This is a genomic window from Streptomyces sp. NPDC104371, assembly GCF_055583785.1.
This window is the reverse complement of record NZ_JBVJNF010000004.1, coordinates 247,807-273,005: the sequence shown is the minus strand read 5'-3', so window position 1 is coordinate 273,005 and position 25,199 is coordinate 247,807. Positions and strand designations below refer to the sequence as shown.

Genomic DNA, 25,199 nt, shown 5'->3' with positions numbered 1-25,199 from the left:
TCCGGGATGAGCAATCTCGTCGTCGTCGCGTACAACGACCTCGCCACGGCCAACCAGGTGCGCGAGAAGCTGTTCGAGCTGTCCCGGGAGCATCTCGTCGACCTGGAGGACGCGGTGGTCGTCGAGCGGCGCGAGGACGGCAAGATCAAGCTGCACCAGGCGACCAGCAACCCGGCCATCGGCGCGGCGGGCGGTGCCCTGTGGGGCGGTGTGATCGGGCTGCTGTTCCTCCAGCCGCTACTGGGGGCCGCGGTGGGCGCTGCGGCCGGTGCGGCGGGCGGTGCGCTCACCGACACGGGGATCAACGACAACTTCATGCGCGAGCTGAGCCACAACCTGCGACCGGGCGCCGCCGCGCTCTTCGCCCTGTTCAAGACGGCCGCGCATGACAAGGTGTTCCCGCGGATCGCCGAGTACGGCGGCCACCTCGTACAGACGTCGCTCAGCACGGCGGACGAGGAGGCGCTGCGCGAGGCGTTGGAGGCGACGGCGGCGGCGCGTACGTCGGCCCCCGCGCCCGGGGCGGCCCCTGAGTCCCCTCAGGGCACTGAGACTCCGCAGGCCCCTGCGTCTCCGCAGGCCCCGCGGCCCCCTGGGTCTCCCGAGACCGGAGGCGGCGCGCCCACCCCCTGAGTCCGTCCCGCAAGCCATGCCCGACGCCGGGCGCCCCCTGAATCACGGGCGCGCCCGGCGTCGTAGCTCTCAGCGGCCTCTCAGCGGCTGTAGCGGATCAGCGCCCGCACCATGTGGCACGTCGTGTCCGACGGCGGATGGATCCCGATCAGCTCCGCCGTGCTCCGGATCGTGTCGTTGTGCGCCTGGTTCGCCACGTACACCCCGGAGTCGAGCAGGGCGATGGCGAGACGCATCGCCTTGAGGCGCCGGTTGTGCGTGATGTACCAGTCGCGCGGCCGTCCCGGCGGGAGCGGGCGCTTGTTGGCCACCGGCGCGTACGGCAGGTCCAGCGGGACCGGTCGCCGGGCGGTGGACTGGGTCGGTTTCGGCTGGGTTGCGGCAGCGGGCACAGGCATCCTCCTGTCGCGATCAGGGAGCCACCGGACACCCCGGCAACTCCCTCGAACACTGCTTCCAGTTTACTGCCGACCACTGACAAAAGCCGCTGGCCAGAGGGGAGTTGAGCAGCGTGGGACCAGGGCGTGCGCAGGGGCTTCGGCTACCGTGTGGGGTCATGGAGATCTGGATCAATCCGGCCTGTTCGAAGTGCCGCAGCGCGCTCACGCTGCTCGACGCCGAGGGTGCCGAGTACACCGTGCGCCGCTATCTGGAGGACGTACCGAGCGAGGACGAACTCCGCGCCGTACTCGACCGGCTCGCCCTCGAACCGTGGGACATCACCCGCACCCAGGAGGACGCCGCCAAGGACCTCGGCATGAAGGAGTGGGCGCGCGACGCCGCGACCCGTGACCGCTGGGTGCGGGCGCTCGCCGAGCATCCTCGGCTGATCCAGCGGCCGATCATCACCGCGGACGACGGTACGGCCGTCGTCGGGCGTACGGAGGAGGCGGTGCGGGACGCTCTGTCCCGGTGATCGCGGCCCTCGTGCGGCCCTGTGCGGCCCTGTCTCGTTCACCCTGTGATTCCGGGCACACCGGCCCCATGTAACACGGGGTTCACATTCGGGCAATGGTCGGGAAATCGCCGGTTGGCAGGCTGCGGGCAGCACCCCACCCGAAGGATTGAGACCTGTGACCTTCAAGGCCGAGTACATCTGGATCGACGGCACCGAACCGACGGCCAAGCTTCGTTCCAAGACGAAGATCCTGGCGGGCGACGCCCAGGGTGCGCAGCTTCCGCTGTGGGGCTTCGACGGTTCCTCCACGAACCAGGCCGAGGGCCACTACTCGGACTGTGTGCTCCGGCCGGTCTTCACCTGTCCCGACCCGATCCGCGGTGGCGGCGACATCCTGGTGCTGTGCGAGGTCCTCAACACGGACATGACCCCGCACGCCTCCAACACGCGTGCCGAACTGGCCGAGGTCGCCGAGCGGTTCGCCGCGCAGGAGCCGATCTTCGGCATCGAGCAGGAGTACACCTTCTTCGACGGCATGCGCCCGCTCGGCTTCCCCGAGGGCGGCTTCCCGGCCCCGCAGGGCGGCTACTACTGCGGTGTCGGCGCCGACGAGATCTTCGGCCGTGACGTCGTCGAGGCGCACCTGGACAACTGCCTGAAGGCGGGCCTCGGTATCTCGGGCATCAACGCCGAGGTCATGCCGGGCCAGTGGGAGTTCCAGGTCGGTCCGCTGTCCCCGCTGGTGGTCTCCGACCAGCTCTGGGTCGCCCGCTGGCTGCTGTACCGCACCGCCGAGGACTTCAAGGTCTCCGCGACCCTCGACCCGAAGCCGGTCAAGGGCGACTGGAACGGCGCGGGCGCGCACACCAACTTCTCCACCAAGGCGATGCGCGAGGGCTACGACGCGATCATCACCGCGTGCGAATCGCTCGGTGAGGGCTCCAAGCCGATGGACCACGTCAAGAACTACGGCGCGGGCATCGACGACCGGCTGACGGGCCTGCACGAGACCGCCCCGTGGGACGAGTACTCCTACGGCGCCGGCAACCGCGGCGCCTCGGTCCGTATCCCGTGGCAGGTCGAGCGGGACCGCAAGGGCTACATCGAGGACCGCCGTCCGAACGCCAACGTCGACCCGTACGTCGTCACGCGTCTGCTCACCGACACGTGCTGCACCGCGCTGGAGAAGGCCGGACAGGTCTGATCCTCCCCCTCTCTTCCGCGCGAAGGGCGCTCACCGCTGGTGGGCGCCCTTCGCGCTGTCTCGGGTCGCTGTCCCGCGCCGTCCTGGGTCGCCGTCCTGGGCCGCCGTCGTTCCCGACTTCTCTGTCGGCAGAACCTCCTTCCGCCCCAGGCCCGTCGAGGGAACAGTGGCCGGTATGAGACTTCTGGTGCTGGGTGGTACGGAGTTCGTGGGGCGGAACGTGGTGGAGGCGGCGCTCGGGCGCGGCTGGGAGGTGACCGTCTTCCACCGAGGCCGGCATGAAGTGCCGTCCGGCGCACGGTCGTTGCTGGGCGACCGTACGGCGCCCGACGGTCTCGCGGCGCTCGCGGAGGCCGAAGAGGAGTGGGACGCCGTCATCGACACCTGGTCGCAGGAGCCGCGCGCCGTCCGTGACTCCGCGCGGCTGCTGGCCGGGCGCGTGGCGCGCTATGTGTACGTGTCGACCTGCTCGGTGTACGAGTGGGCGCCCGAGCCCGGCTACGACGAGAGCGCGCGCCTCGTGGAGGGGTCGCCGGACGCGGAGTCCATCGACTACTACCGGGACAAGCGCGGCGGCGAGCTGGCCGTACTGGACGCCTTCGGCGCGGACCGCTCGGTGTTCGTGCGGTGCGGGTTGATCATCGGGCCGTACGAGAACGTCGGGCGGCTGCCGTGGTGGCTGAGCCGGATCGCGCGGGGCGGCCCGGTCCTCGCGCCGGGGCCGCGGGAGCTGCCCCTTCAGTACATCGACGCCCGCGACCTCGCCGAGTGGATGCTCGGTGCGGTGGAGCGGGAGCTGAGCGGGCCGTACAACATGGTCTCGCCGCGCGGGCACACCACGATGGGCGCGCTGCTGGCGGAGTGCGTCAAGGCCACCGGGAGCGACGCGGAGCTGCGGTGGACGGCGCCGGAGACGATCCTCGACGCGGGGATCGAGCCGTGGACGCAGTTGCCGGTGTGGGTGCCGCCGGGCAGCGAGGAGGAGGCGGCCCTGCACAGCATCGACGTCTCCCGCGCGGTCCGGGACGGACTGAGCTGCCGCCCGGTGGCGGAGACCGTAGGGGACACCTGGGCGTGGATGCGGAGCCTGGACGGGGAGCCGCCGCAGCGGGAGCGCCCCGGCCGGATCGCGCCGGGCCTCGACCCCGCGGTGGAGGCGAAGGTCCTCGGGCTGTGACCGCCTGGTCCGGCGGGGGTCCTGTCCGTCACCCCCGCCGGGCCGCCCGAATTCCCGCGCCCCGAAGGGCACTCCCGTGCGAAGGTGGACCTCGCCGAAGATCCACAGCGGAGGGGGAGCCATGAGTGCTGGGGACTGGGACGAGCGTACGGCCGCCGCCTGGGCGGCCTTCGAGGCCTCGGACGACGACTCGGAGTCGGCCGCGGCCGAGTTCCGGGCGGTGATCGACGCGCTCGTCGCCGAACTGCCCGAGGACAGCCCGGTCGGCCCCTTCGAGCGGGCCTGCGCCTGGGACTCCACGGGCCACTCGGACCGGGCGGTCCCGCTGTACCGGGAAGCGCTGGCGCGCGGTCTCGACGGCTACCGGGGGCGCCGCGCGAAGATCCAACTGTCCAGCTCGCTGCGGAACATCGGCCGCGCGGAAGAGGGCGTCGCGCTGCTCACCCTCGAACTCGACGCGCTCTCCGACGAGTTGGACGACGCCGTACGCGGCTGTCTGGCCCTGTGCCTGTCGAGCCTGGGCCGGGACCGCGAGGGGCTGTCCCTCGTCCTCGGTGCGCTCGCTCCTCATCTGCCGCGCTATCAGCGGTCGATGGCGAACTACGCGCGCCTGCTGGTCGTACCCGAGGGCTGACGCCGTCCCCGGTTCGCAGGGGGCGCGCGTCCCGCTTCACGCGCGGTCCCGGTGACCAACGCCGCCCTCGCTCGTTCTGCTGAACGTGCAGCCACAGCATGTCGCCCCGCGCCCCCCTTCACGCTCCCGTCTCGTCAACGTCAAGCAGGCCGAGGCCGCGCTCGTCGAGCACTACCCACGGCTCGTCCGGCTCGCCTATCTGACGCTCCCCTCGGGGCTCGGCCGCGACCGCCGGGTCCTGACCGCGCACGCGCTCACACAGCGAGCGCTGCCGCGCGGGCGCGCCTCCGCGCCCGTGATCCCCGCGCAGAGCGGGGGCGGGGAGGCCCGCGACGGCGACCCGGGGTACTCCTTCGTCCGCCTCCAGGTGGTGCGCGCGGCGCTGCGGGCCGACCGGTCGGGTAGGGGTTCCCGTCGGTCGAAGCGGTTCTCCCTGCCGCCGCTGCTCCCCCGCGTGTGGGGCCTGCGGCTGGTGCCGCGCTCGGGCGGTGCCGGTGAACTCGCCCTGGACCAGCAGTTGTCCGAGCTGTCCGGCCCGGCCCGCGCCGCCTATGTGCTGCGGGGACTGGAGCGGCTGTCCGAGGACGGCGTCCGCAAGGTGCTGACGGCGGCGGGTGTCGCGGACTCGGTGGCGGCCGTCCGCGAGGCCGCGGGCGTACCGGCGTACGACGCGCTGCTCGGCTCCCCCGAGTTCGACGCGTGCGCGCTGCGCGCCCGGCCCACCGATCTGATGCGGCGACGGCAGCACACGAAGGCCGCGCTCGCCGCGGCGGCGGCCGTCGCGGTGTCCGGCGCCCTGCTCGTGCTGCCGGGCGACGGCTGGGGCCCCGACGGCGCGGCGGCCCCCTTGTACGCGCAGAACCCGGCCGCCCAGGCCGCCCTGGACCCGGCGCAGGTGACCAAGGTGGCGCCCGCCGCGTGGAAGACGGCGGCCCGCACCGACTTCTCCGTATGGCCCGCGCGCGGCACCCTGACCGGTGACAGCGGTCTGCTGCGCCGCGCGCTCGCCGTATGGGCGCGGCCGGGCGGTGCCGTCCGGTTCTCGGCGACGCCCGGCACGCCCTCGGGCGGCCCGGCCGGACCGCCGCAACTGCTGTACGCGGGCGAGGTCGACGGCGCGCGGATCGTGCTCTTCTACGACGGTCTGCGGGTGGTGCGCTACGCCGAGCCGAAGAACGGCGAGGGCCCCGCCGCGCTCGACCTCGCCCGGGTCGACGCGGCGGGCGGCGCCGAGGCGGAGGCGGTGGTCCTGACCCGTGCCGCCGCCAACGTCCGCTATCTGACGGCCCCTTGGGTGACCAAGGCGGCCGAACGGGACCTGCGGAAGCCCGCGTCCGGGACGATGGACCTGGGTCCGTCGGACGGCGTGACCTCGCCCTTGGCGAGCCCGGCGCAGCAGACCGGTGCCTGCGACACGTGGAACGTCCTTCAACTGACGGACAGTTCGGGCACCCGGCTGCTGACCGACCTCGGCGAGCTGACCCCCGCGCATCTGACCGTGGGGCGGCCGGGCGCGCCGCGGGAGGCGTCCGGGGCGATGGCGCTCCAGACCTGGTCGCCGTACGCGTGCTCGCTCGCGACGGCGCGGGGGCAGGGCGTACGGACCGTGAACGCCTGGGAGTTCGCGCGGCAGACGCTGCCGGGGGGCACGGTCACCGCGTCGTGGGTGTGCACGCGGGCGGACACCTGGCGGGGCGGCAAGCCGCGGGTGCTCGCGCAGTTCCTCCCGCCGGGCGCGCCGCAGGGAGCGGTGACCGCGCAGGCCGAGGACGTCCCCGCGTGCGGCGCGAAGGATCCGCAGGTGCTGGCGGGTGTGCTGTGGAAGTCGGCGGTGGGGAACTGGTATCTGCTCGCCGCGGGCAGTGCGGACACCGCCTCGATCCGGGCCAGTGGCGGGGTGAACGGCTCGACGCGCGGCAGGCTGCTGACGGTGCGGGCCGAGCAGGGCGCGCGGGCCGAGTTGACGGGAACCCTGACGAACGGGAAGACGGTCGCCGGGCTGCGCTGAGTTCACGGACGGCGGTGGCGGCCTTCACGACGGCGGTGGCGTCCTTCAGGGCCGCGGTGGCGTCGCAAATTCGGGGCGCACAGGGGTTCTCCCCGAGCCTACCCGTCAGTACATTGACGCCATGTCTAACAACGAGGCCCGGGTGGTGCTCAAGGCGCGGAGGGTGTCCTTCTCATGGGAGGGCACTCCCCTGCACTGGGTGCCGGAGGATCCGTTCACCTCGCACACCATCAATGTGCTGCATCTGCTGCTGCCCGCCGGTGAGCGCTGGTTCGTCCATGTGTACAAGCAGGTCCTGCCCGAGATACGGGACGAGCGGCTGCGCGAGGACGTCATCGGGTTCATCGGCCAGGAGGCCACGCACTCCCAGGCCCATGACGAAGTGCTGCCGCACCTGCGGGAGTTGGGCCTGGACCCGACCCCGTACACCGCGCAGGTCGACTGGCTCTTCGAGAAGCTGCTCGGCGACCGGACGCTGCCGCCGGGCAAGGCGCGCCGCTGGTGGCTGCTGGAGCGGGTCGCGCTCATAGCGGCGATAGAGCACTACACCGCGTTCCTCGGCGACTGGGTGCTCAACGCCGAGGAGCTGGACCGGCGCGGGGCCGACCCCACAATGCTGGACCTGCTGCGCTGGCACGGCGCCGAGGAGGTCGAACACCGGTCGGTGGCCTACGAGTTGTTCATGCACCTGGACGGCGGCTACCGGCGACGGGTGCGCACCTGGGCGACCGCGTTCTCCGCGCTGGTGTTCCTGTGGCAGCGCGGGACGCGGTTCTTCCTGGAGCACGACCCGACGCTCGTCACGGGCCGGGCCACCTTCCGGGACTTCCATCGGCGGGGCCGGGAGGGCGTGTTGCCGTCGACCGGCGCCCTCGCCCGCTCGGTGCCCCGCTATCTCAGCCGCTCCTACCATCCCTCGCAGGAGGGCTGCACCGCGCAGGCCGTCGCGTATCTCGCCGCCTCGCCCGCCGCGACGGCCGCCGAGAAGGAGGCGGCGTGATGCCCCGGCTGCGGACCGTCGCCGTCGTCGCGGGCGGCGCGCTGCTGGTACGGCGGGCGCTGCGCCGCCGGGTCCAGGCCTCGCCGCTGTGGCCGCTGCCCGCCCTGGAGGAGCCGGTCTCCGGCCGGCCGCGTACCCGTGCGCTGCGCCTCAGGGTCGCCCGGCGCGAGATCGTCGCCGACGGTGTCGTACGGCTACGCCTGGAGGGGCGGCAGGTGCCGCGCTGGGAGCCGGGCGCGCATCTCGACCTGGTGCTGCCCTCGGGGCTGATACGGCAGTACTCGCTGTGCGGGGACACGGCGGACACCTCGTCGTACACGGTGGCGACCCGGCTCCTCGCGGACGGGCGCGGCGGCTCGCGCGAGGTGCACGAGGAGCTGCGCGAGGGGGCGGAGGTCGAGGTGCGCGGCCCACGCAACCGGTTCCCGCTCGTGGAAGCGCCCGCGTATGTCTTCGTGGCCGGCGGCATCGGGATCACCCCGGTCCTGCCCATGCTGCGTGCGCTGCCGCCCGGCACGCCCTGGCGGTTGCTCTACTGCGGGCGCGGCCGTGCCTCGATGCCGTTCCTGGACGAGATCGAGAAGTGGGGAGGGGACAGGGTCACGGTCGTCGCCACGGACGAGGGCGAACGGCCCGATCTGGACGCGCTGTTCACGCAGGTGCCCGCGGGCGCGGCGGTGTACTGCTGCGGCCCCGAAGGGCTGATGGAGGCGGTCGAGGCGCGTGTCCCCGAGGGCGCCACCCTGCACAGGGAACGGTTCGCGCCACCTGCCACGGCGGTCGGCGGTGACCGTCCCTTCGAGGCCGAACTGCGGTGCAGCGGGCGCACGGTGACCGTACCGGCCGACTCCTCTCTGCTCGCGGCGGTGCGCGCGGAGCTGCCGGGCACGATGTACTCCTGCGAGCAGGGCTTCTGCGGGACCTGCCGACAGCGGGTCCTGGAAGGGGAGATCGACCACCGGGACGAACTGCTCACGGACGCGGAGCGCGGTGAGTCGATGCTGATCTGTGTGTCGCGGGCACAAGGGGAGCGCATCGTCCTGGATCTGTGAACAGCCGTGGCCGATCAGCGTCCTGGGAAGGCCGGATCCGCTCGGTAGGGTGTTCGTATGACGACCGGGGTGCGCCGCAGAATGGGAGTCGAGGAGCGACGTCAGCAGCTCATCGGCGTGGCGCTCGAACTGTTCAGCCGACGCTCTCCCGACGAGGTCTCCATCGACGAGATAGCGTCCGCAGCGGGCATCTCGCGCCCGCTGCTCTATCACTACTTCCCCGGCAAACTCAGCCTGTACGAGGCGGCGTTGAAGCGGGCGTCGGAGGATCTCGCGACGCGGTTCGTGGAGCCGCAGGAGGGTCCGCTGGGAGCGCGGCTGCTGCGCGTGATGGGCCGCTTCTTCGACTTCGTCGACGGCCACGGCCCCGGCTTCGCGGCGCTGATGCGCAGCGGCCCCGCCGTCTCGGCGGGCAGCACCCGCTCCAGGGACGCGCTGTCGCGGACGCACGCGCTGATCGATGCGGTACGGGAGGCCGCGTACGCCCAGATCCTCGCGCATCTGCGGGTCGAAGAGCCGCCGGTACGGCTCGAGTTGGTGATCCGGTCGTGGATCTCGCTGGTCGAGTCGACGGCCCTGCTCTGGCTGGACGGCCGCCGGGTGCCGCGCGACGAGCTGGAGCGGCAGCTCGTGCATGACTTCGCGGCACTGCTGGCGGTGTCCGCCGCGTACGACGACGGGATGACGGCGGTGCTGCGCGGCATCCTGCGGGAGGAGCCGGGGGACGGGCCGTTCGGGGAGCTGGTCGGGCGGTTGGTGACGCTGGCGTCCTGAAGGCGAGGCGTGCGTGCGCCTCGCACACCTCGCCCCGGCGCCCGGAAGCCCTCAGTGGAAGGCCAGCCACCCGATGCCCACGGCACAGGTGAGACCGGTGGCGGCCACGGCGGCCGGACGATGGCGGTGCAGGGTGCACCAGATCAGCACGGCGGTCACCAGCACCACCGTCGTGCCGATCGTGGCGCGCAACGGCCCGTCGCTGTAGCCGTATTCACCGAAATGCCTCGCCAGCCAGACGAACCAGGCGATCCTCATGAATCTGTCCGTGACTCTCTCTTGCGCGGCCCGTCACCGTGGTGAGGGCATGCCCGAGTACGGCGTACCCGGAGATCAGCAGCTTGACTTGCCAGCGTAGAGGGCGAGGGCGGTGTTCGGGGCGAGGGAGGCCTGGAACCAGCCGCCGCTGTCGACCGTCACGGTCCTGTTGCCCTGGACATCGCAGTACGTCCCGGCGGGCAGCGAGGTCCGGTACGAGCGGTCGGCCGTGGTGTTCTCGTGGTTGATCACCACGTAGCCCTTGGTGCCGCGGCCGAAGGCGATGAGGTTGTCGCCGTTGTCCCACCAGTCGGTGACGGCCGCGCCGCGGGTGGCGTTACGGAAGGCGACCATCGACTTGATCTCGGGCCAGGCATGCTGGCACTTCCAGCCGTTCTGCCAACAGGCGTTCATCTGACCGCCGTTGGGCGGCCCGGCGTCCGGGTCGGACCACTCGTAGCCGGAGTTGACGTCGGGCGAGCCGTAGGGCCAGGCGAGCATGAAGACGTTCGCCAGGGTGTAGTCGGCGCCGCTCTTGTAGTTGAGGGTGGAGCCGTTGCGCTCGGTGTCGTGGTTGTCGACGAAGACACCGGCGCCGGATCCGTTCAAGTACCCCCAGGACTCACCGAAGTCGGAGAGGTAGGCGAGCTTCTCACCGCTGAAGACCCGCTTGAGGTCATAGGCGTAACGGAACTCCTGGACGTCTCCGTTGCCGGTGTACTCGGTCGGCTGGACGGCCTCGCCCGCGCCGTAGATGACCTCTTGCTTCCAGTAGGCGGAGGGCTTGGTGAGCCGGGACTTGATGTTGGCCAGGTCCTCGGCGGGGATGTGCTTGGCGGCATCGACACGGAAGCCGTCGACGCCGAGGCTCAGCAGGTCGTTCAGATAGCCCGCGATGGTCTTGCGGACGTACTCCTCGCCGGTGTCGAGGTCGGCGAGGCCTACGAGTTCGCAGTGCTGGACGTTCCAGCGGTCCTGGTAGTTGCTGATCTCGGAGGTGCAGTCGTCGAAGTCGGCGGCGGAGTAGAGGCCGGGGTAGTCGTACTTGGTGTACGAGGAGCCGCCGGTGCCGGTGCCGCTTCCGGCCGACATGTGGTTGATGACGGTGTCGGCGACGACCTTCACGCCCGCGGCATGGCAGGTGTTGACCATGTTCTGGAAGGCGGCGCGGTCACCGAGACGGCCCGCGATCTTGTAGCTGACCGGCTGGTACGAGGTCCACCACTGGGAGCCCTGGATGTGCTCGGCGGGCGGGGAGACCTGGACGTAGCCGTAGCCCGCGGGACCGAGGGTGGTGGTGCACTCCTTGGCGACGGAGGCGAAGTTCCACTCGAAGAGGACGGCGGTGACGTCCTTGGTACCGGGCGGCGCGGCCTGCGCGGTCCCACCGGGGACGACGAGGGCGACGGCCGCGGCGGCGGTGAGCGCGAGGGCACCGGAGAGCGTTCTCTTGGCCATGTGGGGGGTCCTTTACGGAGTGGCCTGCGGGGCGTGGGGCCCCTTGAAGGGACTTGCTGCAAGTTTCAGCTTCTTGCAATGCGCAGACCGTATGAGCCCGTGACTTCGAGGGTCAATACCTCGGCCGTGCTCGCGTCGCAGATGCCCAACGGGGCCGGAATGACGGCTGGTTGGTGGTGGGCCGCACTGTCGTGGTGGTGAGCACTCCCCGGTGCGAAGTGGAACCGGGGCGTTCGGTCACCCCGTCATCTCCCCGGGAACAGCAGGTGACCAGAGGTTTCGGGAACGGTGAAGAGACAGGTGTTGGACGAGACGGTGTTCCGGAGCGTGGACGTGTCCGCGGCGGAGCGGTTCGGCTACTGGACCGATCTCCTGGGCCGTACTCACGCGCCCATGGAGCTGCGCAGCGACCACGAGGACGACTTCCGGGCCTCCCAGCGCGTGCTGGACCTCGGCCCTGTCACCGTATGGACCGCCACGTCCCAGCCGCTGGTCTTCCGGCGCACGCCGAAGCTGATCCGGCAGTCCGACCCCGAGGCGTACCACGTCTCACTCGTCGTACGCGGGCACGGGGCGGGCGTGTGGCGGCACCGGGAGACCGCGTACCGGCCGGACGACCTGTTCATCAACTCGACCTCGCTGCCGAGCGATGTCCATGCGGCCAGGGACACGTTCCAGACCGTGGCCCTGGAGATCCCCAAGGCGCTGCTGCCGCTGCCCCGCGACCTGGCGGGCCGGATCGTCGGGGCGCCGGTGTCGGCCCGGGACGGCGTGGGTGCGCTGCTGGGCCAGTTCCTCACCCGGCTGGCCTCGGACCCGGGCGCGTACCGGCCCTCCGACCGGCCGCGCCTCGCCGCCGTCGCGACCCCTCTGGTCGCCGTGCTCTTCGCCCATCTCCTCGAAGCGGGCCGCTGTCTGCCCCCGGAGACCCGCCGACGGGCCCTCACCTGGCGCATCCAGGCGTTCATCCACCAGCACCTGCACGACCCATGCCTCACCCCGGCCACCATCGCCGCCGCGCACCACATCTCCCTCAGCTATCTGCACCGCCTCTTCCAGGACGAGGACGCCACCGTCGCCGCGTGGATACGCGGGCTGCGTCTGGAGGCGGCCCGCCGCGACCTCACCGACCCGGCGCTGCGCGCCACCCCCATCCACGCCATCGCCGCCCGCTGGGGGTTCCCTCGCGCGGCCGACTTCAGCCGCGCCTACCGCGCGGCCTACGGCAGCACGCCCAAGGACCACCGGCACCAGGCCATGTCCACCCACCGCTGAGCGGACTGTGGACTGATGGCTGAACTGTGCACTGATTGCTGAACTCTGGGCTGATTGCTGAACTGTGCACTGATTGCTAACGACTCCCCGGCGGCACTCCCCGACCCTTCACTCATGATTGCGAAGAAACGGGACCGTCGCCGGGGCCGTCGCAGAGGACGGATCACCGCGGCACTGGTCGCTCTGTCCTCGGTGGCGGCTCTGGGACTGACGGGGCTGGCATCGGGCTCTCAGGCGGCGTTCGCCGCCGAAGCTCCACCGAAGATCCATGACTCGGGCAAGCTGTTCGAGAGCGAGAAGAAGAGCGAGGAACTGTCCAAGCTCCTTCTCCATCCGCGCGAGATGCCCGGTGTCGACGAGGGGCAGACGGCACGGTCGGTGATCGAGGGGGCCGAGGCGAAGGGCGTCGTGACGCGGGTCTCCCCGCTGAGCGTCGCCCAGTCGAAACAGCACATCGGCCGCCCGCTGTGCCACACGACCGGCATCAACGGCGTGTTCAAGTACAACGGCTTCTGCTGGGACGAGACGGACGACAAGAGCAACGCCTGGAGCACGAGCGGGGGTTGGCACCCGCAGGGATTCACCGCCTCGCACGACGCGGACCCGAGCGGCACGGTCGACGGCCATCACCTGTACATGGCGACCTGGTACTACGGCGACGGGGGCGGCGACAACGACCGCAACAAGAAGGCCCGCGTCTCCATCCTGGAGTCGGCCGGCGGGAGCTGGACCTACGGGCACGTGCTGCTGGTGAAGCCGACCGGCAGCCGGTCCAACCCGAACTTCCAGAGCGTCGACGACGTCCACGGCGACGGCATGGTCTGGTACGGGAACCGGCTGTTCGTGGCCAACGGTGGCGAGTTGCAGATCTACGACCTCAACCACCTGTGGAAGGTCAACTCCATCTCCGGGGATTCGGGCATCTCGGGCGGCACGTCCGCGGCCGAGTACCACCAGTGGGCCCTGCCGATGGTCGCTCGCTACTCGAACCGCACCAAGGCCGAGCAGGACAACGCCGACGAGGGCGAACGCAGCAACATGAACTGCACGAAGCCCGTCGTCTGCCTGAGTGCCCTGAGCCTGGACCGCAGTGTGTCGCCGCCGCGCCTGGTCTCCGGACGCTTCGGGGATGGCAAGCGCGAGGAGATGACGGACGTGAGCCGCTGGCCGATCGAAGACCTCGTCGAGGGCGGCACAGCCCCCGTCAAGGCGACGGCCGCCTATATGTCCCGTCTCCACGGTCTGCAGGGCGTGGCCACCGACGGCACGTACTACTACATATCGGCCTTCTGCGACAACGGCTACCGGGACGTCAAAGTACCCACGGACACGAGCGCCTACTACTGCCTCTGGCGGGCCAAGCCGGACGACAAGGTAGAGATCCTCACCCGAGATTCGCCCCTCACTCAGAACCTGTCCTACTCGTTCTCCTCGGGCCGCCTGTGGGGCCTGAACGAGAAGGACGGCAAGCGCGTCGTCTTCTCCATGCTGCCCCGGAGAGCCGAGGACTACCAGTACCTGTCCAACGACTACAGCAAGCTGTGCGCGGGCGTCGGCAGCAAGTACGAGGCGAGCAAGCCGGTCATCCAGTGGGGCTGCAACAACGCCCCGGACGAGCGCTGGGTGGTCGGTCCGACCAAGGACAACAACGGCAACCTCGCCTACGAGATCCAGAACGTGCACTCCGGCATGTGCCTGGGCACGGGCAGCAGCCTCGACAACGGCAAGGGCATGATCCAGTACTCCTGCAACGGCGCGGTGGACGAGAAGTGGTGGTACGACTCGACCACCCACCAGCTACGGAACGTCTACTCGGGCAAGTGCCTGGGCCTGGGCTCCGCCGCGACGAAGGGCAGCCAGCTCATCCAGTGGACCTGCACGGAGGCGCAGGACGAACGCTGGACCCTCTCCAAGACCGCACCCACCGTGTGACCTGACCACGCGCCTCTGACGCGCAATGGTGAGGCCCGCTGTCCTTCGTGGACGGCGGGCCTCTGGCGTCAAGCGCGTGGGTGTCAGCCTGTCGTCCACCACACCGTCGTGTCCGCCGGGAGCTTCGTCTCGCCGTCCGCGATCGTCGGCTCCGTGCTGGCGAGCAGGATGTCGCCGTACGCCGGGGTCGTCACCGTCTCGCCCGTGGTGTTGGCCACGCAGACGAACCCGCCGCGGCGGAAGGCCAGGACGCCCTCGGGGGCCTTGAGCCACTCCACGCTCTCGCCCGCGCCGAGGTCGGGGTGGTCGCGGCGGGCTGCCAGCGCCGTGCGGTACAGCTCCAGGGTGGAGCCCGCCACGCCCTGCTGGGCCTCGATGCTCAGGTCGCCCCAGCCTTCGGGCTGCGGCAGCCAACTGCCGCCGTCGCCGAAGCCGTACGAGGAGCCCGTACGGGTCCACGGGATCGGTACGCGGCAGCCGTCGCGGAAGCCGTCCTGGCCTTCGCCGCGGGAGAAGGCGGGGTCCTGGCGGACCTCGTCGGGGAGGTCCACGACGTCGGGCAGGCCCAACTCCTCGCCCTGGTAGAGGTAGGCCGAGCCGGGCAGGGCCAGCATGAGCAGGGTGGCGGCGCGGGCGCGGCGCAGGCCCAGTTCCCGGTCGCCCGCCTCGCGGATCTGCGTGCCGAGGGCGCGGTCGTGCGCGAAGCGGGTGGTGTGCCGGGTGACGTCGTGGTTGGAGAGCACCCAGGTGGCGGGGGCGCCGACGGGGCGCATCGCGTCGAGGGTGGTGTCGATGACGGCGCGCAGTTCGGCCGCGTCCCAATGCGTCCCCAGGTACTGGAAGTTGAAGGCCTGGTGCAGTTCGTCGGGGCGGACGTAGAGGGCGGTGCGCTCGATGGTCGGCGTCCAGGCCTCGGCGACGAAGATCTTCTCGCCCGCGTACTCGTCGAGGATGGTGCGCCACTGGCGGTAGATGGCGTGGACGCCGTCCTGGTCGAAGAACGGCATCGCGTCGTTGCCCAGGAGCTTGAGCTGGTCGTGGCTGCCGAGGTCGGGCAGGCCCTCGGCCTTGACCAGGCCGTGGGCGACGTCGACGCGGAAGCCGTCGACGCCCATGTCGAGCCAGAAGCGCAGGATCGAGCGGAACTCGTCGCCGACGGCGGGGTGGTTCCAGTTGAGGTCCGGCTGCTCGGGGGCGAACAGGTGCAGGTACCACTCGCCGTCCGCGACCCTGGTCCAGGCGGGGCCGCCGAAGATGGACTCCCAGTCGTTGGGCGGGAGTTCGCCGTTCTCGCCCTTGCCGGGCCGGAAGTGGTAGCGCTCCCGCAGCGGCGATCCGGGGCCTTCGGCAAGGGCGCGCTTGAACCACTCGTGCTGGTCGGAGGAGTGGTTCGGGACGAGGTCGACGATGATGCGCAGGCCGTGTGCGTGGGCGTCGCGGATCAGCGCGTCGGCGTCCATGAGGTTGCCGAACATGGGGTCCACGGCGCGGTAGTCGGCGACGTCGTAGCCGGCGTCGGCCTGCGGCGAGGCGTAGAAGGGGCTGAGCCATACGGCGTCCACGCCGAGGTCGCGCAGGTGGGAGAGTCGGGAACGTACGCCCTCCAGGTCGCCCATGCCGTCGCCGTTGCTGTCGGCGAAGCTGCGCGGATAGACCTGGTAGATCACCGCGTCGCGCCACCAGTCGCGGTGGCCGGAGACGGTGGCGAGGCCGGTGTTCGGGGCCGGGGCCGGGGCCGGGTCGGTGGAGTGCTGGCTCATGGCGTCCTCAATGCGATGGGGTGTCCCCCGCCCTGATGTGTCGTGGGCCGGGGCGAATGTCGGGTCATGGGCGTCGGGTGGGGCTGCGGTGCGGGTGCGGTGACGAGGCGGCCACGGTGCCGACGGGGACGGCGTCCCCAAGCGCAGGATTTCCGAGGATGGCAGCGCCGTCGTCGGCGCGGCAACGGCGCACGGGAGCTTCGGGGGGGCGAAGCCGTCAGCCCTTCGTGCCGCCCGCGGTGAGGCCGGTCACCAGGTTCTTCTGTACGAGGTAGAAGAACGCGGAGACGGGTATCGCGACCAGCACGGCGGTGGCGGCCATGAGGTTGCGCTGGGCGTCGTGTTCGCTGACGAAGCTCTGCAGGCCGACGGCGAAGGTGTACTTGTCGCTGCTCAGCATGAACGTGGAGGCGAAGGCGACCTCGCCGAACGCGGTGAGGAAGTTGTAGAAGGCGGCGACGGCGAGACCGGGCCGGGCCAGGGGCAGGATCAGCCGGACGAAGGTGCCGAACGGGGTGAGTCCGTCGACGCGTCCGGCCTCGTCGATCTCGAAGGGGATGGTGTCGAAGTAGCCCTTGAGCAGCCAGGCGCTGTAGGGCACGACGGTGGTGCAGTAGACGAGGATCAGGCCGAGGTAGGTGTCGATGAGGCCGAGGTCCGAGAGGATCTGGTACATCGGCACGATCAGGACGGCGACCGGGAACATCTGGGTGACCAGCAGGACCCACATGAACTTGCGGTAGCCGGGGAAGCGCATCCGGGAGACGGCGTAGCCGCTGGTCGCGGCGAGGATCACGCCGATGGCGGTGGTGCCGAGCGTGATGATGAGCGAGCTCTTCAGCCAGTCGAAGAAGTCGGTGTGCTGGAGGACGAACGCGTAGTTGTCGAACGTCATCTTGTGCCAGATCTGCCCGGGGTGCAGATAGTCGTCCTTGTCCGGGCCGAGGGACAGGAAGAACAGCCAGGCGACCGGGAAGAACGCGATCAGGCCGGCCACGATCAGCAGGGCGTGCGAGGCGACGGTGGCGAGCGGGCCGCGCTCGCCGCGGCGGCGCGTGCGGCGGCGCGGAGTGGCCTCGGGGGCCGGCGCGGCGGGGGTCTCGACGGTGGTGGTGCTCATGGGGACTCCTGCCTCAGATCGCGAGCTGCTGGTCGTTGCGGTTCAGCCAGCGGCGGTAGAAGGAGGTGAAGACGATCAGGATGGCCAGTAGCAGGATGCCGTAGGCGGCGGACTGCGCGAAGTCACGCGGCTGTTGTCCGAAGCCCAGGAAGTACGCCCAGGTGACCAGGATCTGGGCGTCGGGGGCGGTCTTGCCGAACAGCAGGAAGATGATGGCGAACTGGTTGAAGGTCCAGATGATGCCGAGGAGGACGACGGTGGAGCTGACGGAGCGCAGGCCGGGCAGGGTGACGTAGCGGAAGCGCTGCCAGGCGGTCGCGCCGTCCATCTCGGCGGCCTCGTACAGGGAGGTGTCGATGGCCTGGAGCCCGCCGAGCAGGGAGAGCATCATGAACGGCACGCCGCACCAGGTGTTGACCATGATCGCGGCGAACCGCTGCCAGAAGGTGTCCTCCAGCCAGGCCGGGGCGGGCAGGCCGAGCCAGTCGAGGGCGGCGTTGACAACGCCGCTGTCGGCGAGCATGAAGCGCCAGCCGAAGACGGTGACGAAGGTGGGTACGGCCCAGGGCAGCACCAGGATCATGCGGTAGAAGGTGCGTCCGCGGAACCTCTGGTTGAGCAGCAGGGCGAGGCCGAGCCCGAAGGTGTAGTGCATGCCGACGCACAGGACCGTCCAGGCGATCGTCCAGAGGAAGTGCGACCAGAAGCGGTCGTACGCGGTCTCCCCGAACAGGATGTCCTTGTAGTTGTCCAGGCCGACGAACTGGTACGTGGCGTCGATGTGGTTGACGCCGATCGTCCGGGCGGTGTTGAGGCTGTTGGCGTCGGTGAGGGTGAGATAGAAGCCGTACACCAGGGGGTAGACCACGAGGGCGCCGAGCACGATCACGACGGGCGCGATCATCGCGTACGCGTACCAATGCTTGTGGTAGCTCTGCTTCAGACGCCGGCCGAGGCCCGGCCGCGGCGCGCGGTCACCTCGGCGTTTGCCGGTCGCGCGGTCGATGGCGACTGTCATGTTCGACAACCTTCGTCAGGATCTGCTTATCGAGGTGGGTGCACGGGCCTCGGCGCGGGCGTCCGGTGGCCCGGGTACGGCGGGCGGGCCGGTGGCCGCCGGATCCTTCCCCCCTTGGCTGGAGGATCCGACGGCCACGCGGGCTTACTTGCTGAAGTCCGGGACCAGCTTGCTGATCGCGGTCTCCGCGTTGCTCAGCCCCTTGTCCAGCGATTCCTTGCCGCCGGCCATCTTGGTCAGCTCGGTGTCGAGCGGGGCCCACAGCGAGCTGTACTCGGGCAGTTCGGGGCGCGGCTGGGCGGCGGCGAGCACGCCCTGGTAGCCGGCGATGCCGGGGTCGGCCTTGACCTTGTCGGTGTAGGCGTCGTCACGCGTGGGCAGCGTGGAGTTCTTCAGGGCGATGGCCTCCTGGGTCTTGGCGGAGGTCATGAAGTTGACGAACTTCAGGGCCGCTTCCTGGTGGGCCTTGTCGGAGCCGGCGTAGACCGAGAGGTTGTGGCCGCCGGTCGGGGCACCCGCCTTGCCGCTGGAGCCGCCGGGGACGGTGGCGATGCCGAGGTTGGCCTTGTCCTTGAAGGCGCTGCCCTGGTAGAAGTTCGTGATCTCCCAGGGGCCCTGGATGATCGCGGCGACCTTGCCGTTGACGAAGGCGTCCTGGATGTGGGCGTAGGCGTCGGCGGTGGTGTCGGCCTTGTGCAGGCCCTTGCCGGAGAACATGCCCAGCCAGGTGGCGTAGCCCTTGATCGCGGCGGGCGAGTTGATGGTGATCTTCTTGGCGGTGGCGTCGACGGTGTCGGTGCCTTCGCCGTAGAGGGCGGTCTGGGCGTAGTAGGCCTGGGTGGCGGAGCCCCAGTAGCCGTCGACGCCGGTCTTGTCCTTGATCTTCGCGGCGGCGGTCTTCAACTCGGCCCAGGTGGTGGGCGCCTTGGTGATGCCGGCCTTCTTGAAGAGGTCCTTGTTGTAGACCAGGGCGAGGGTGTCGGTGACCAGCGGCACGCCGTAGGTCTTGCCGTCGTACTGGGCCTGCTTGATGAGGTTGGGCTGGAACTTGTCCTGGTCCGCGAGGGCTTCGGTGCCGTCGAGCGGCAGGAAGTAGCCCTTCTTCGCGAAGGCGGGGGTCCAGCCGACCTCGGAGCGCAGCACGTCGGGGGCGCCCTTGGAGCCGGCGGCGGTGTCGAACTTGTTCTGCGCCTGGTCGAAGGGGACGTCGACGTACTTGACCTTGATCTTCGGGTTGGCCTTCTCGAAGTCCTTGACCAGGGCGTCGTACGTCGGGGCCTCGTTGGTGGCGTTGGAGGTGTCCCACCAGGTGATGGTGACCGGGCCGTCGGACCTGCTGTCGCTGTCGCTTCCGCCGCAGGCCGACGCCGTGAGGGCGACGGACGCCACCAGCGCGGTGGCCGCTATGCCACGCCGCATGAGTTCTCCTTGAGGGTTAAGCCCGTTGGGGCGAGGAGACGTTCTGGCCGCCGCCCCTGTGCCGACTTGCAGACTTGCCGACTGCTCCCGCCTGCTCGTGTCAGGTCGGGCGGGTGGGAGGCCGCCGGGCGACGTGAACGTAACAGCGATGCAACCTGCGCGAAAGGGCTTGCAGAAAATTTGTGCAAGAAGGGCGGGTCGGTTATCGGTCCGTGATCCGGTCGGAAGGGGTTGTGGCTTGACGATGTGGCAGTTCTGCGGGAAGTCCGGCACTTGTGCAAGACTCTGCAAGCTCTTGCCACACGTGCCGGACGGGAGAACCATCCCGTTGCAGAACCAGTTGCGGAACCCGTCGCGGAACCGGTTGCGGATCCGTGGCAAGGCGAACGTCGACCAGACCACGTAGGGAGCGCGATGACGCAGCAACCCGCACCGGGCCGTTCGAGCGGGCGGGCCCGACGTCCCTCTGGTGGGCAGCCCACACCCCGGCCGGTACAGTCCGGTGCTGTGACCACACGGCTTGCCGACATCGCAGCTCAGGCGGGGGTCAGCGAGGCGACCGTCAGCCGGGTCCTGAACGGCAAGCCCGGTGTCGCCCCGACCACCCGTCAGTCCGTGCTGGCCGCCCTCGACGTACTGGGCTACGAACGCCCGGTGCGGCTGCGGCAGCGCAGCGAGGGGCTGGTGGGTCTGATCACCCCGGAGCTGGAGAACCCGATCTTCCCGGCGCTGGCCCAGGTCATAGGCCAGGCGCTGACGCGTCAGGGGTACACGCCGGTGCTGGCGACACAGACGCCGGGCGGGTCCACGGAGGACGAACTGACGGAGATGCTGGTGGACCGCGGGGTCGCGGGCATCATCTACGTCTCCGGGCTGCACGCGGACACCAAGGCCGACATGCAGCGCTATGAGCGGCTGCGCGCGCGGGGGGTGCCCTTCGTCCTGGTGGACGGCTTCTCCCCGAAGGTGCAGGCGCCGTTCATCTCCCCCGACGACCGGGCCGCGATGACGCTGGCGGTCACGCATCTGGTGTCCCTCGGACACACCCGGATCGGACTGGCGCTCGGGCCCGAGCGGTTCGTGCCGGTGCAGCGGAAGATCGAGGGGTTCGTGCACGCGATGCGGGAGCGGCTCGGTCTGTCGGCGGAGGAGGTGCGGACACGGCTGATCCAGCATTCGCTGTACACCCTTGAGGGTGGTCAGGCGGCGGCGTCCGCGCTGATCGAGCGGGAGTGCACGGCGGTGGTGTGCGCGAGCGACATGATGGCGCTCGGCGCGATCCGCGCGGCGCGTCAGCGAGGGCTCGAAGTCCCCACGGACGTCTCGGTGGTGGGATTCGACGACTCCCCGCTGATCGCGTTCACGGACCCGCCGCTGACGACGATCCGCAAGCCGGTGCCCGCGATGGGGCAGGCGGCGGTGCGCACGCTGCTGGAGGAGATCGGCGGGACGCCCGCGCCGCACAGTGAGTTCGTGTTCATGCCGGAGCTGGTGGTGCGGGGTTCGACGGCTTCGGCGCCCGGGAACCGGAGTCGTTCCTAGGCACGATGCGCGGGGCCCCGCGAGACGTCCGTAAGGTGGAGAACATCTGGCTTGAACCCTTCCAAGGGGTGATCGGCCGGGAAAGCATTGTCTGGCAGACTCTGTCCCTATGGGTGACAGGACCGTGGCGGAGTGGGAGGGCCGACAGCGGAAGGCCGCTCCCCCACCCGGCGCGGGCACGTCGGCGCGAGGGCGCGTGGGGCCGTTCCTCCTCGCCCGGCTGCGCACGCCCCGTCGCCCGCGCTTCTGGTTCGAGATCCTGCTGATCGCGGTGAGTTACTGGACCTACTCGCTGATCCGCAACGCGGTGCCGGAGCAGCGGGCCGAGGCGCTGCGGAACGCGGACTGGCTGTGGCGGCTGGAGAACCATCTGGGGATCGCCGTCGAGGAGTCGGTCAACCACACGCTGAACTCGGCGACATGGCTGATCGTCGGAATGAACTACTACTACGCGACGCTGCACTTCGTGGTGACGCTGGGCGTTCTGGTGTGGCTGTACCGCAGCCATCCGGGGCGGTACACGGCGGCGCGGCTGGCCCTGTTCGCCACGACGGCGGTCGCGTTGCTCGGCTACTACCTGTTCCCGCTGGCGCCCCCGCGGCTGATGAACGGCGGCGGCTTCATCGACACGGTGGTGGTGCACCAGACCTGGGGTTCGATGGCGTCGGGCGATCTGAAGCACATGTCGAACCAGTACGCGGCGATGCCCTCGATGCACATCGGCTGGTCGCTGTGGTGCGGTCTGACCCTCTACGCGCTGGCGCGGGTGCCGTGGGTGCGGGTGCTCGGGCTGCTGTATCCGCTGACGACGCTCTCGGTGATCGTGGCGACGGCCAACCACTTCTGGCTGGACGCGGTGGGCGGCATGCTGTGTCTGTCGTTCGGCTTCGCCACGGCGCGGCTCTGGTACGGCGCGCTGCCGTACACGCTGCCGCGGGCGGCGGGCGCGCCCGCGTTGCTGCCCGCGAAGGTGTGAGCGGGGCGCGTGGCGTGACATGCGGTCAGGCTTCGTAGAAGAGTTCCTCCACGACCGTCCGGGCCCGGCGGGTCGTGCGCCGGTAGTCCTCCAGCATGTCGCCCACGTGTCCGGGCCCGTAGCCCAGATAGCGTCCCACGGCGGCGAGTTCCCTGGTCTGGGAGGGGAAGGTGTCGCCCGCGCGCCCGCGGACCAGCATCACGGCGTTGCGGACCCGGGTGGCCAGGATCCAGGCCTCGTCGAGGACGGCGGCCTCCTCGGCGGGGATCAGTCCGGCGGCGCAGGCGGCGGCGAGGGCGGGGCGGGTGCGGGTGGTGCGCAGGCCCGGTTCGGCCCAGGCGTGCCGCAGTTGGAGGAGTTGTACGGTCCATTCGACGTCGGACAGACCGCCCCGGCCGAGCTTCGCGTGGAGGGTCTTGTCGGCGCCGCGGGGCAGCCGTTCGGACTCCATCCGGGCCTTGAGCCGCCGGATCTCCAGGACGGCGTCGTCACCGATGCCTTCGGCCGGGTAGCGCAGGGGGTCGATCAGGTCGATGAAGCGGCGGCCCAACTCCTCGTCCCCGGCGACGGGTTCGGCCCGCAGCAGCGCCTGTGCCTCCCAGACCAGCGACCAGCGGCGGTAGTAGGCGGCGTACGAGGTCAGGGTGCGCACGAGCGGGCCGGACTTGCCCTCCGGTCGCAGGTCGGCGTCGATCAGCAGCGGCGGGTCGGTGCTCGGGAGTTGGAGCAGTCGGCGCATCTCGGCGACGACCTTGTTGGCGGCGTCGGCCGCCTCCCGCTCGTCGACGCCGTCCTGGGGCTGGTGGACGAAGAGCACGTCCGCGTCCGAGCCGTAGCCCAGTTCGTGCCCGCCGAGGCGGCCCATGCCGATGACCGCGAACCGGGTGGGCAGGGTGTCGCCCCAGCCCGCGCGGACGACGGCGCGGAGTGTGCCCGCGAGGGTCGCGGCCGTGAGGTCCGAGACGGCGTCGCCGACCAGGTCCACGAGGGCGCCCTGGTCGGGTCCGGTCGGAGTGTCCGCGGTGTCGTAGGAGCCGACGATGTCGGCGGCGGCCGTACGGAACAGTTCGCGCCGTCGTACGCCGCGGGCCGCCGCGACGGCCTGTTCGGCGTTCTCGGCGCGGCCGACGGCGGCGAGGATCTCCTGTTCCAACTGGGCGCGTCCGCGGGGTTCGAGCCCGGCGCCGTCGCCGTCGCCGAGCAGGGCCACCGCCTCGGGTGCGCGCATCAGCAGGTCGGGGGCGAGGCGGCCCGCGGACAGGACGCGGGCGAGGTTCTCGGCGGCGGCGCCCTCGTCCCTGAGCAGCCGCAGATACCAGGGGGTCTTGCCGAGCGCCTCGGAGACCCTGCGGAAGGTGAGCAGGCCCGCGTCCGGGTCGGCGGAGTCGGCGAACCAGCCGAGGAGCACGGGCAGCAGGGTGCGCTGGATGGCGGCCCTGCGGGTGACGCCGGAGGCGAGCGCCTCCAGGTGGCGCAGGGCGGCGGCCGGGTCCTCGTAGCCGAGGGCGATCAGGCGTTCGCGGGCCGCCTCGGGGCTCAACCGGGCTTCGCCGGGCGCGAGTTGGGCGACGGCGTCGAGCAGTGGGCGGTAGAAGAGCTTCTCGTGCAGGCGGCGTACGACGCCGGTGTGCCGCCGCCATTCGAGGGTCAGTTCACCGATCGGGTCGGTGCGCAGGCCGAGCGAGCGGCCGAGGCGCCGCAGATCGCCCTCGTCCTTGGGCAACAGGTGGGTGCGGCGCAGCCGGTAGAGCTGGAGGCGGTGCTCCATGGAGCGCAGGAAGCGGTAGGCGTCGTCGAGTTGGACGGCGTCGACGCGGCCGATGTAGCCACCGGCCGCCAGGGCCTTCAGGGCGTCGAGCGTGGTGCCGCTGCGCAGTGCGGTGTCGGCGCGGCCGTGGACCAACTGAAGGAGTTGTACGGCGAATTCGACGTCCCGGAGGCCTCCCGGGCCGAGCTTGAGTTCGCGTTCGACCTCTCCGGCGGGGATGTTGGCGATGACCCGGCGGCGCATCTCCTGGACGTCGGGGACGAAGTTGTCGCGCTCGGCGGCGTGCCAGACGAGGGGCGCGAGGGTGGCGACGTAACTCTCGCCGAGGTCGCGGTCACCGGCCACCGGGCGGGCCTTGAGCAGGGCCTGGAACTCCCAGGTCTTGGCCCAGCGTTGGTAGTAGGCGAGGTGGCTGCTGAGGGTGCGGACGAGGGGGCCGTTGCGGCCTTCGGGGCGCAGGTTGGCGTCCACGGGCCAGATGGTGCCCTCGACCGTCACGTCGGAGCAGATCCGCATCATGTGCGAGGCGAGCCGGGTCGCGGCCTGGAGGGCCTTGCTCTCCTCGGTGCCGTTGACAGCTTCGCCGACGAAGATGACGTCCACGTCGGAGACGTAGTTCAGTTCGTGGCCGCCGCATTTGCCCATCGCGATCACGGCGAGCTTGCAGCGGGCGTCGTCGTCGGGGGCCGCGGCGCTCGCGAGGGCGAGGGCGGCGCGCAGGGTGGCGGTGGCGAGGTCGGCCAGTTCGGCGGCGGTCTCGGCGACGTCGATCGTGCCGCACACGTCGCGCGCGGCGATCGAGAGCAGACAGCGGCGGTAGGCGACACGCAGCGAGACGGGGTCGTGGGCCTGGGCGAGCTGGCGTTCGAACTCCGTGACGCCGGGGTGCAGGTCCCGCTGCTCGTAGGTGACCAGCGCGTGCCAGTCGCCGGGGTGGCGGGTGAGGTGGTCGGTGAGCGCGGCGGAGGCGCCGAGGATGCCGAGCAGCCGGTCCCGCAGGGGCTTGGCCGAGATCAGTGTGTCGAGCAGCTCGTGCCGGGCGGTGGCGCCGGGCTGCGCCTCCAGCAGCCGGACCAGGCCGTGCAGCGCGAGATCGGGGTCGGCGGTCGCGCCGAGGGCGTCGAGCAGGACGGGGTCGGTCCTTATCGGCGCCAGCTCGGCGCTGTCCAGGAGCCGCTCGGCGGCGGAGGGGGCGGTGAAGCCGTGCCGCAGCAGCCGGGTGAAGGTGCTGCTCCTACGCCCTGGCACCGTCATCTGGGCCTCCCGCCGAGTCCGCACACGTCCTGGCCAGAG

At 70.7% G+C, this 25,199-nt stretch carries 21 protein-coding genes; 13 read left to right on the top strand and 8 right to left on the bottom strand.

What is annotated here, in order from left to right; translation table 11 throughout:
• The first annotated feature begins 6 nt into the window (after window positions 1-6).
• Window positions 7-633, top strand: coding sequence for a DUF1269 domain-containing protein (locus tag ACZ60T_RS15380; protein ID WP_469666333.1), 627 nt, complete (start codon window positions 7-9; stop codon window positions 631-633).
• A gap of 80 nt (window positions 634-713) precedes the next feature.
• On the opposite strand, the gene ACZ60T_RS15375 is transcribed toward ACZ60T_RS15380, so the two are convergent.
• Window positions 714-1,025: a hypothetical protein gene (locus tag ACZ60T_RS15375; protein WP_365620015.1), complete on the bottom strand. Its 312-nt coding sequence runs from the start codon at window positions 1,023-1,025 to the stop codon at window positions 714-716.
• Between the two features lie 164 nt (window positions 1,026-1,189).
• Between ACZ60T_RS15375 and ACZ60T_RS15370 the strand changes: the two genes are divergently transcribed.
• The 8 genes from ACZ60T_RS15370 to ACZ60T_RS15335 all read left to right on the top strand — a co-directional run bounded on the left by ACZ60T_RS15370 (window position 1,190) and on the right by ACZ60T_RS15335 (window position 9,380).
• The gene (locus tag ACZ60T_RS15370; protein ID WP_469666332.1) at window positions 1,190-1,549 is read left to right on the top strand and encodes an arsenate reductase family protein; all 360 of its coding nucleotides are present in this window, start codon (window positions 1,190-1,192) and stop codon (window positions 1,547-1,549) included.
• Window positions 1,550-1,706: 157 nt separating this feature from the next.
• Window positions 1,707-2,735, top strand: a complete 1,029-nt coding sequence (gene glnII, locus ACZ60T_RS15365; RefSeq protein WP_365620009.1) for a glutamine synthetase — start codon at window positions 1,707-1,709, stop codon at window positions 2,733-2,735.
• A gap of 175 nt (window positions 2,736-2,910) precedes the next feature.
• Window positions 2,911-3,912, top strand: coding sequence for an NAD-dependent epimerase/dehydratase family protein (locus tag ACZ60T_RS15360; protein WP_469666331.1), 1,002 nt, complete (start codon window positions 2,911-2,913; stop codon window positions 3,910-3,912).
• Between the two features lie 121 nt (window positions 3,913-4,033).
• Complete coding sequence (locus ACZ60T_RS15355) at window positions 4,034-4,546, top strand: tetratricopeptide repeat protein (protein ID WP_469666330.1); 513 nt, start codon at window positions 4,034-4,036, stop codon at window positions 4,544-4,546.
• A gap of 85 nt (window positions 4,547-4,631) precedes the next feature.
• Window positions 4,632-6,554 carry a hypothetical protein gene (locus ACZ60T_RS15350; RefSeq protein WP_469666329.1) on the top strand — a complete coding sequence of 641 codons (1,923 nt, stop codon included), beginning with the start codon at window positions 4,632-4,634 and terminating at the stop codon, window positions 6,552-6,554.
• 121 nt (window positions 6,555-6,675) lie between these two features.
• Window positions 6,676-7,554 carry a metal-dependent hydrolase gene (locus ACZ60T_RS15345; protein ID WP_469666328.1) on the top strand — a complete coding sequence of 293 codons (879 nt, stop codon included), beginning with the start codon at window positions 6,676-6,678 and terminating at the stop codon, window positions 7,552-7,554.
• Complete coding sequence (locus ACZ60T_RS15340) at window positions 7,554-8,606, top strand: PDR/VanB family oxidoreductase (RefSeq protein WP_469666326.1); 1,053 nt, start codon at window positions 7,554-7,556, stop codon at window positions 8,604-8,606. The genes ACZ60T_RS15345 and ACZ60T_RS15340 overlap by 1 nt, the downstream gene beginning before the upstream one ends.
• Before the next feature lie 57 nt (window positions 8,607-8,663).
• On the top strand, window positions 8,664-9,380 hold the full coding sequence (locus tag ACZ60T_RS15335) for a TetR/AcrR family transcriptional regulator (protein WP_469666325.1): 717 nt from the start codon (window positions 8,664-8,666) through the stop codon (window positions 9,378-9,380).
• Between the two features lie 51 nt (window positions 9,381-9,431).
• On the opposite strand, the gene ACZ60T_RS15330 is transcribed toward ACZ60T_RS15335, so the two are convergent.
• Entirely contained in the window at window positions 9,432-9,638 is a 207-nt protein-coding gene (locus ACZ60T_RS15330) for a hypothetical protein (RefSeq protein WP_365619991.1), read from the bottom strand.
• A gap of 75 nt (window positions 9,639-9,713) precedes the next feature.
• Window positions 9,714-11,096, bottom strand: a complete 1,383-nt coding sequence (locus ACZ60T_RS15325) for an alpha-amylase (RefSeq protein ID WP_469666324.1) — start codon at window positions 11,094-11,096, stop codon at window positions 9,714-9,716.
• 300 nt (window positions 11,097-11,396) lie between these two features.
• Between ACZ60T_RS15325 and ACZ60T_RS15320 the strand changes: the two genes are divergently transcribed.
• Both ACZ60T_RS15320 and ACZ60T_RS15315 read left to right on the top strand, forming a co-directional pair.
• Window positions 11,397-12,371, top strand: coding sequence for an AraC-like ligand-binding domain-containing protein (locus tag ACZ60T_RS15320; RefSeq protein ID WP_469666582.1), 975 nt, complete (start codon window positions 11,397-11,399; stop codon window positions 12,369-12,371).
• 114 nt (window positions 12,372-12,485) lie between these two features.
• Window positions 12,486-14,303, top strand: coding sequence for an RICIN domain-containing protein (locus ACZ60T_RS15315; RefSeq protein ID WP_469666323.1), 1,818 nt, complete (start codon window positions 12,486-12,488; stop codon window positions 14,301-14,303).
• 83 nt (window positions 14,304-14,386) lie between these two features.
• Here ACZ60T_RS15315 and ACZ60T_RS15310 read toward each other — a convergent pair whose 3' ends face one another.
• From ACZ60T_RS15310 to ACZ60T_RS15295, 4 genes are all read right to left on the bottom strand, one after another.
• The gene (locus tag ACZ60T_RS15310) at window positions 14,387-16,063 is read right to left on the bottom strand and encodes a glycoside hydrolase family 13 protein (protein ID WP_469666322.1); all 1,677 of its coding nucleotides are present in this window, start codon (window positions 16,061-16,063) and stop codon (window positions 14,387-14,389) included.
• Window positions 16,064-16,280: 217 nt separating this feature from the next.
• On the bottom strand, window positions 16,281-17,183 hold the full coding sequence (locus ACZ60T_RS15305; RefSeq protein WP_365619956.1) for a sugar ABC transporter permease: 903 nt from the start codon (window positions 17,181-17,183) through the stop codon (window positions 16,281-16,283).
• Between the two features lie 13 nt (window positions 17,184-17,196).
• Entirely contained in the window at window positions 17,197-18,201 is a 1,005-nt protein-coding gene (locus ACZ60T_RS15300) for a carbohydrate ABC transporter permease (protein ID WP_469666320.1), read from the bottom strand.
• A 144-nt stretch (window positions 18,202-18,345) separates the two neighbouring features.
• Entirely contained in the window at window positions 18,346-19,620 is a 1,275-nt protein-coding gene (locus tag ACZ60T_RS15295; RefSeq protein WP_469666319.1) for an extracellular solute-binding protein, read from the bottom strand.
• A 507-nt stretch (window positions 19,621-20,127) separates the two neighbouring features.
• Here ACZ60T_RS15295 and ACZ60T_RS15290 point away from each other — a divergent pair.
• Entirely contained in the window at window positions 20,128-21,162 is a 1,035-nt protein-coding gene (locus ACZ60T_RS15290; RefSeq protein ID WP_365619947.1) for a LacI family DNA-binding transcriptional regulator, read from the top strand.
• Window positions 21,163-21,271: 109 nt separating this feature from the next.
• On the top strand, window positions 21,272-22,138 hold the full coding sequence (locus tag ACZ60T_RS15285; RefSeq protein WP_469666318.1) for a phosphatase PAP2 family protein: 867 nt from the start codon (window positions 21,272-21,274) through the stop codon (window positions 22,136-22,138).
• A gap of 25 nt (window positions 22,139-22,163) precedes the next feature.
• Here the strand turns inward: ACZ60T_RS15285 and ACZ60T_RS15280 are convergent, their stop codons facing one another.
• The gene (locus ACZ60T_RS15280; RefSeq protein WP_469666317.1) at window positions 22,164-25,160 is read right to left on the bottom strand and encodes a bifunctional [glutamine synthetase] adenylyltransferase/[glutamine synthetase]-adenylyl-L-tyrosine phosphorylase; all 2,997 of its coding nucleotides are present in this window, start codon (window positions 25,158-25,160) and stop codon (window positions 22,164-22,166) included.
• Window positions 25,161-25,199: the final 39 nt, after the last annotated feature.

Excerpts from the sequence above, each read along its gene's own strand:
- ACZ60T_RS15380 (WP_469666333.1), top strand. The coding sequence starts at position 7 with ATGAGCAATCTCGTCGTCGTCGCGTACAACGACCTCGCCACGGCCAAC.
- ACZ60T_RS15370 (WP_469666332.1), top strand. The coding sequence starts at position 1,190 with ATGGAGATCTGGATCAATCCGGCCTGTTCGAAGTGCCGCAGCGCGCTC.
- ACZ60T_RS15360 (WP_469666331.1), top strand. The coding sequence starts at position 2,911 with ATGAGACTTCTGGTGCTGGGTGGTACGGAGTTCGTGGGGCGGAACGTG.
- ACZ60T_RS15355 (WP_469666330.1), top strand. The coding sequence starts at position 4,034 with ATGAGTGCTGGGGACTGGGACGAGCGTACGGCCGCCGCCTGGGCGGCC.
- ACZ60T_RS15345 (WP_469666328.1), top strand. The coding sequence starts at position 6,676 with ATGTCTAACAACGAGGCCCGGGTGGTGCTCAAGGCGCGGAGGGTGTCC.
- ACZ60T_RS15340 (WP_469666326.1), top strand. The coding sequence starts at position 7,554 with ATGCCCCGGCTGCGGACCGTCGCCGTCGTCGCGGGCGGCGCGCTGCTG.
- ACZ60T_RS15335 (WP_469666325.1), top strand. The coding sequence starts at position 8,664 with ATGACGACCGGGGTGCGCCGCAGAATGGGAGTCGAGGAGCGACGTCAG.
- ACZ60T_RS15330 (WP_365619991.1), bottom strand. The coding sequence starts at position 9,638 with ATGAGGATCGCCTGGTTCGTCTGGCTGGCGAGGCATTTCGGTGAATAC.
- ACZ60T_RS15325 (WP_469666324.1), bottom strand. The coding sequence starts at position 11,096 with ATGGCCAAGAGAACGCTCTCCGGTGCCCTCGCGCTCACCGCCGCCGCG.
- ACZ60T_RS15315 (WP_469666323.1), top strand. The coding sequence starts at position 12,486 with ATGATTGCGAAGAAACGGGACCGTCGCCGGGGCCGTCGCAGAGGACGG.
- ACZ60T_RS15310 (WP_469666322.1), bottom strand. The coding sequence starts at position 16,063 with ATGAGCCAGCACTCCACCGACCCGGCCCCGGCCCCGGCCCCGAACACC.
- ACZ60T_RS15305 (WP_365619956.1), bottom strand. The coding sequence starts at position 17,183 with ATGAGCACCACCACCGTCGAGACCCCCGCCGCGCCGGCCCCCGAGGCC.
- ACZ60T_RS15300 (WP_469666320.1), bottom strand. The coding sequence starts at position 18,201 with ATGACAGTCGCCATCGACCGCGCGACCGGCAAACGCCGAGGTGACCGC.
- ACZ60T_RS15295 (WP_469666319.1), bottom strand. The coding sequence starts at position 19,620 with ATGCGGCGTGGCATAGCGGCCACCGCGCTGGTGGCGTCCGTCGCCCTC.
- ACZ60T_RS15285 (WP_469666318.1), top strand. The coding sequence starts at position 21,272 with ATGGGTGACAGGACCGTGGCGGAGTGGGAGGGCCGACAGCGGAAGGCC.
- ACZ60T_RS15280 (WP_469666317.1), bottom strand. The coding sequence starts at position 25,160 with ATGACGGTGCCAGGGCGTAGGAGCAGCACCTTCACCCGGCTGCTGCGG.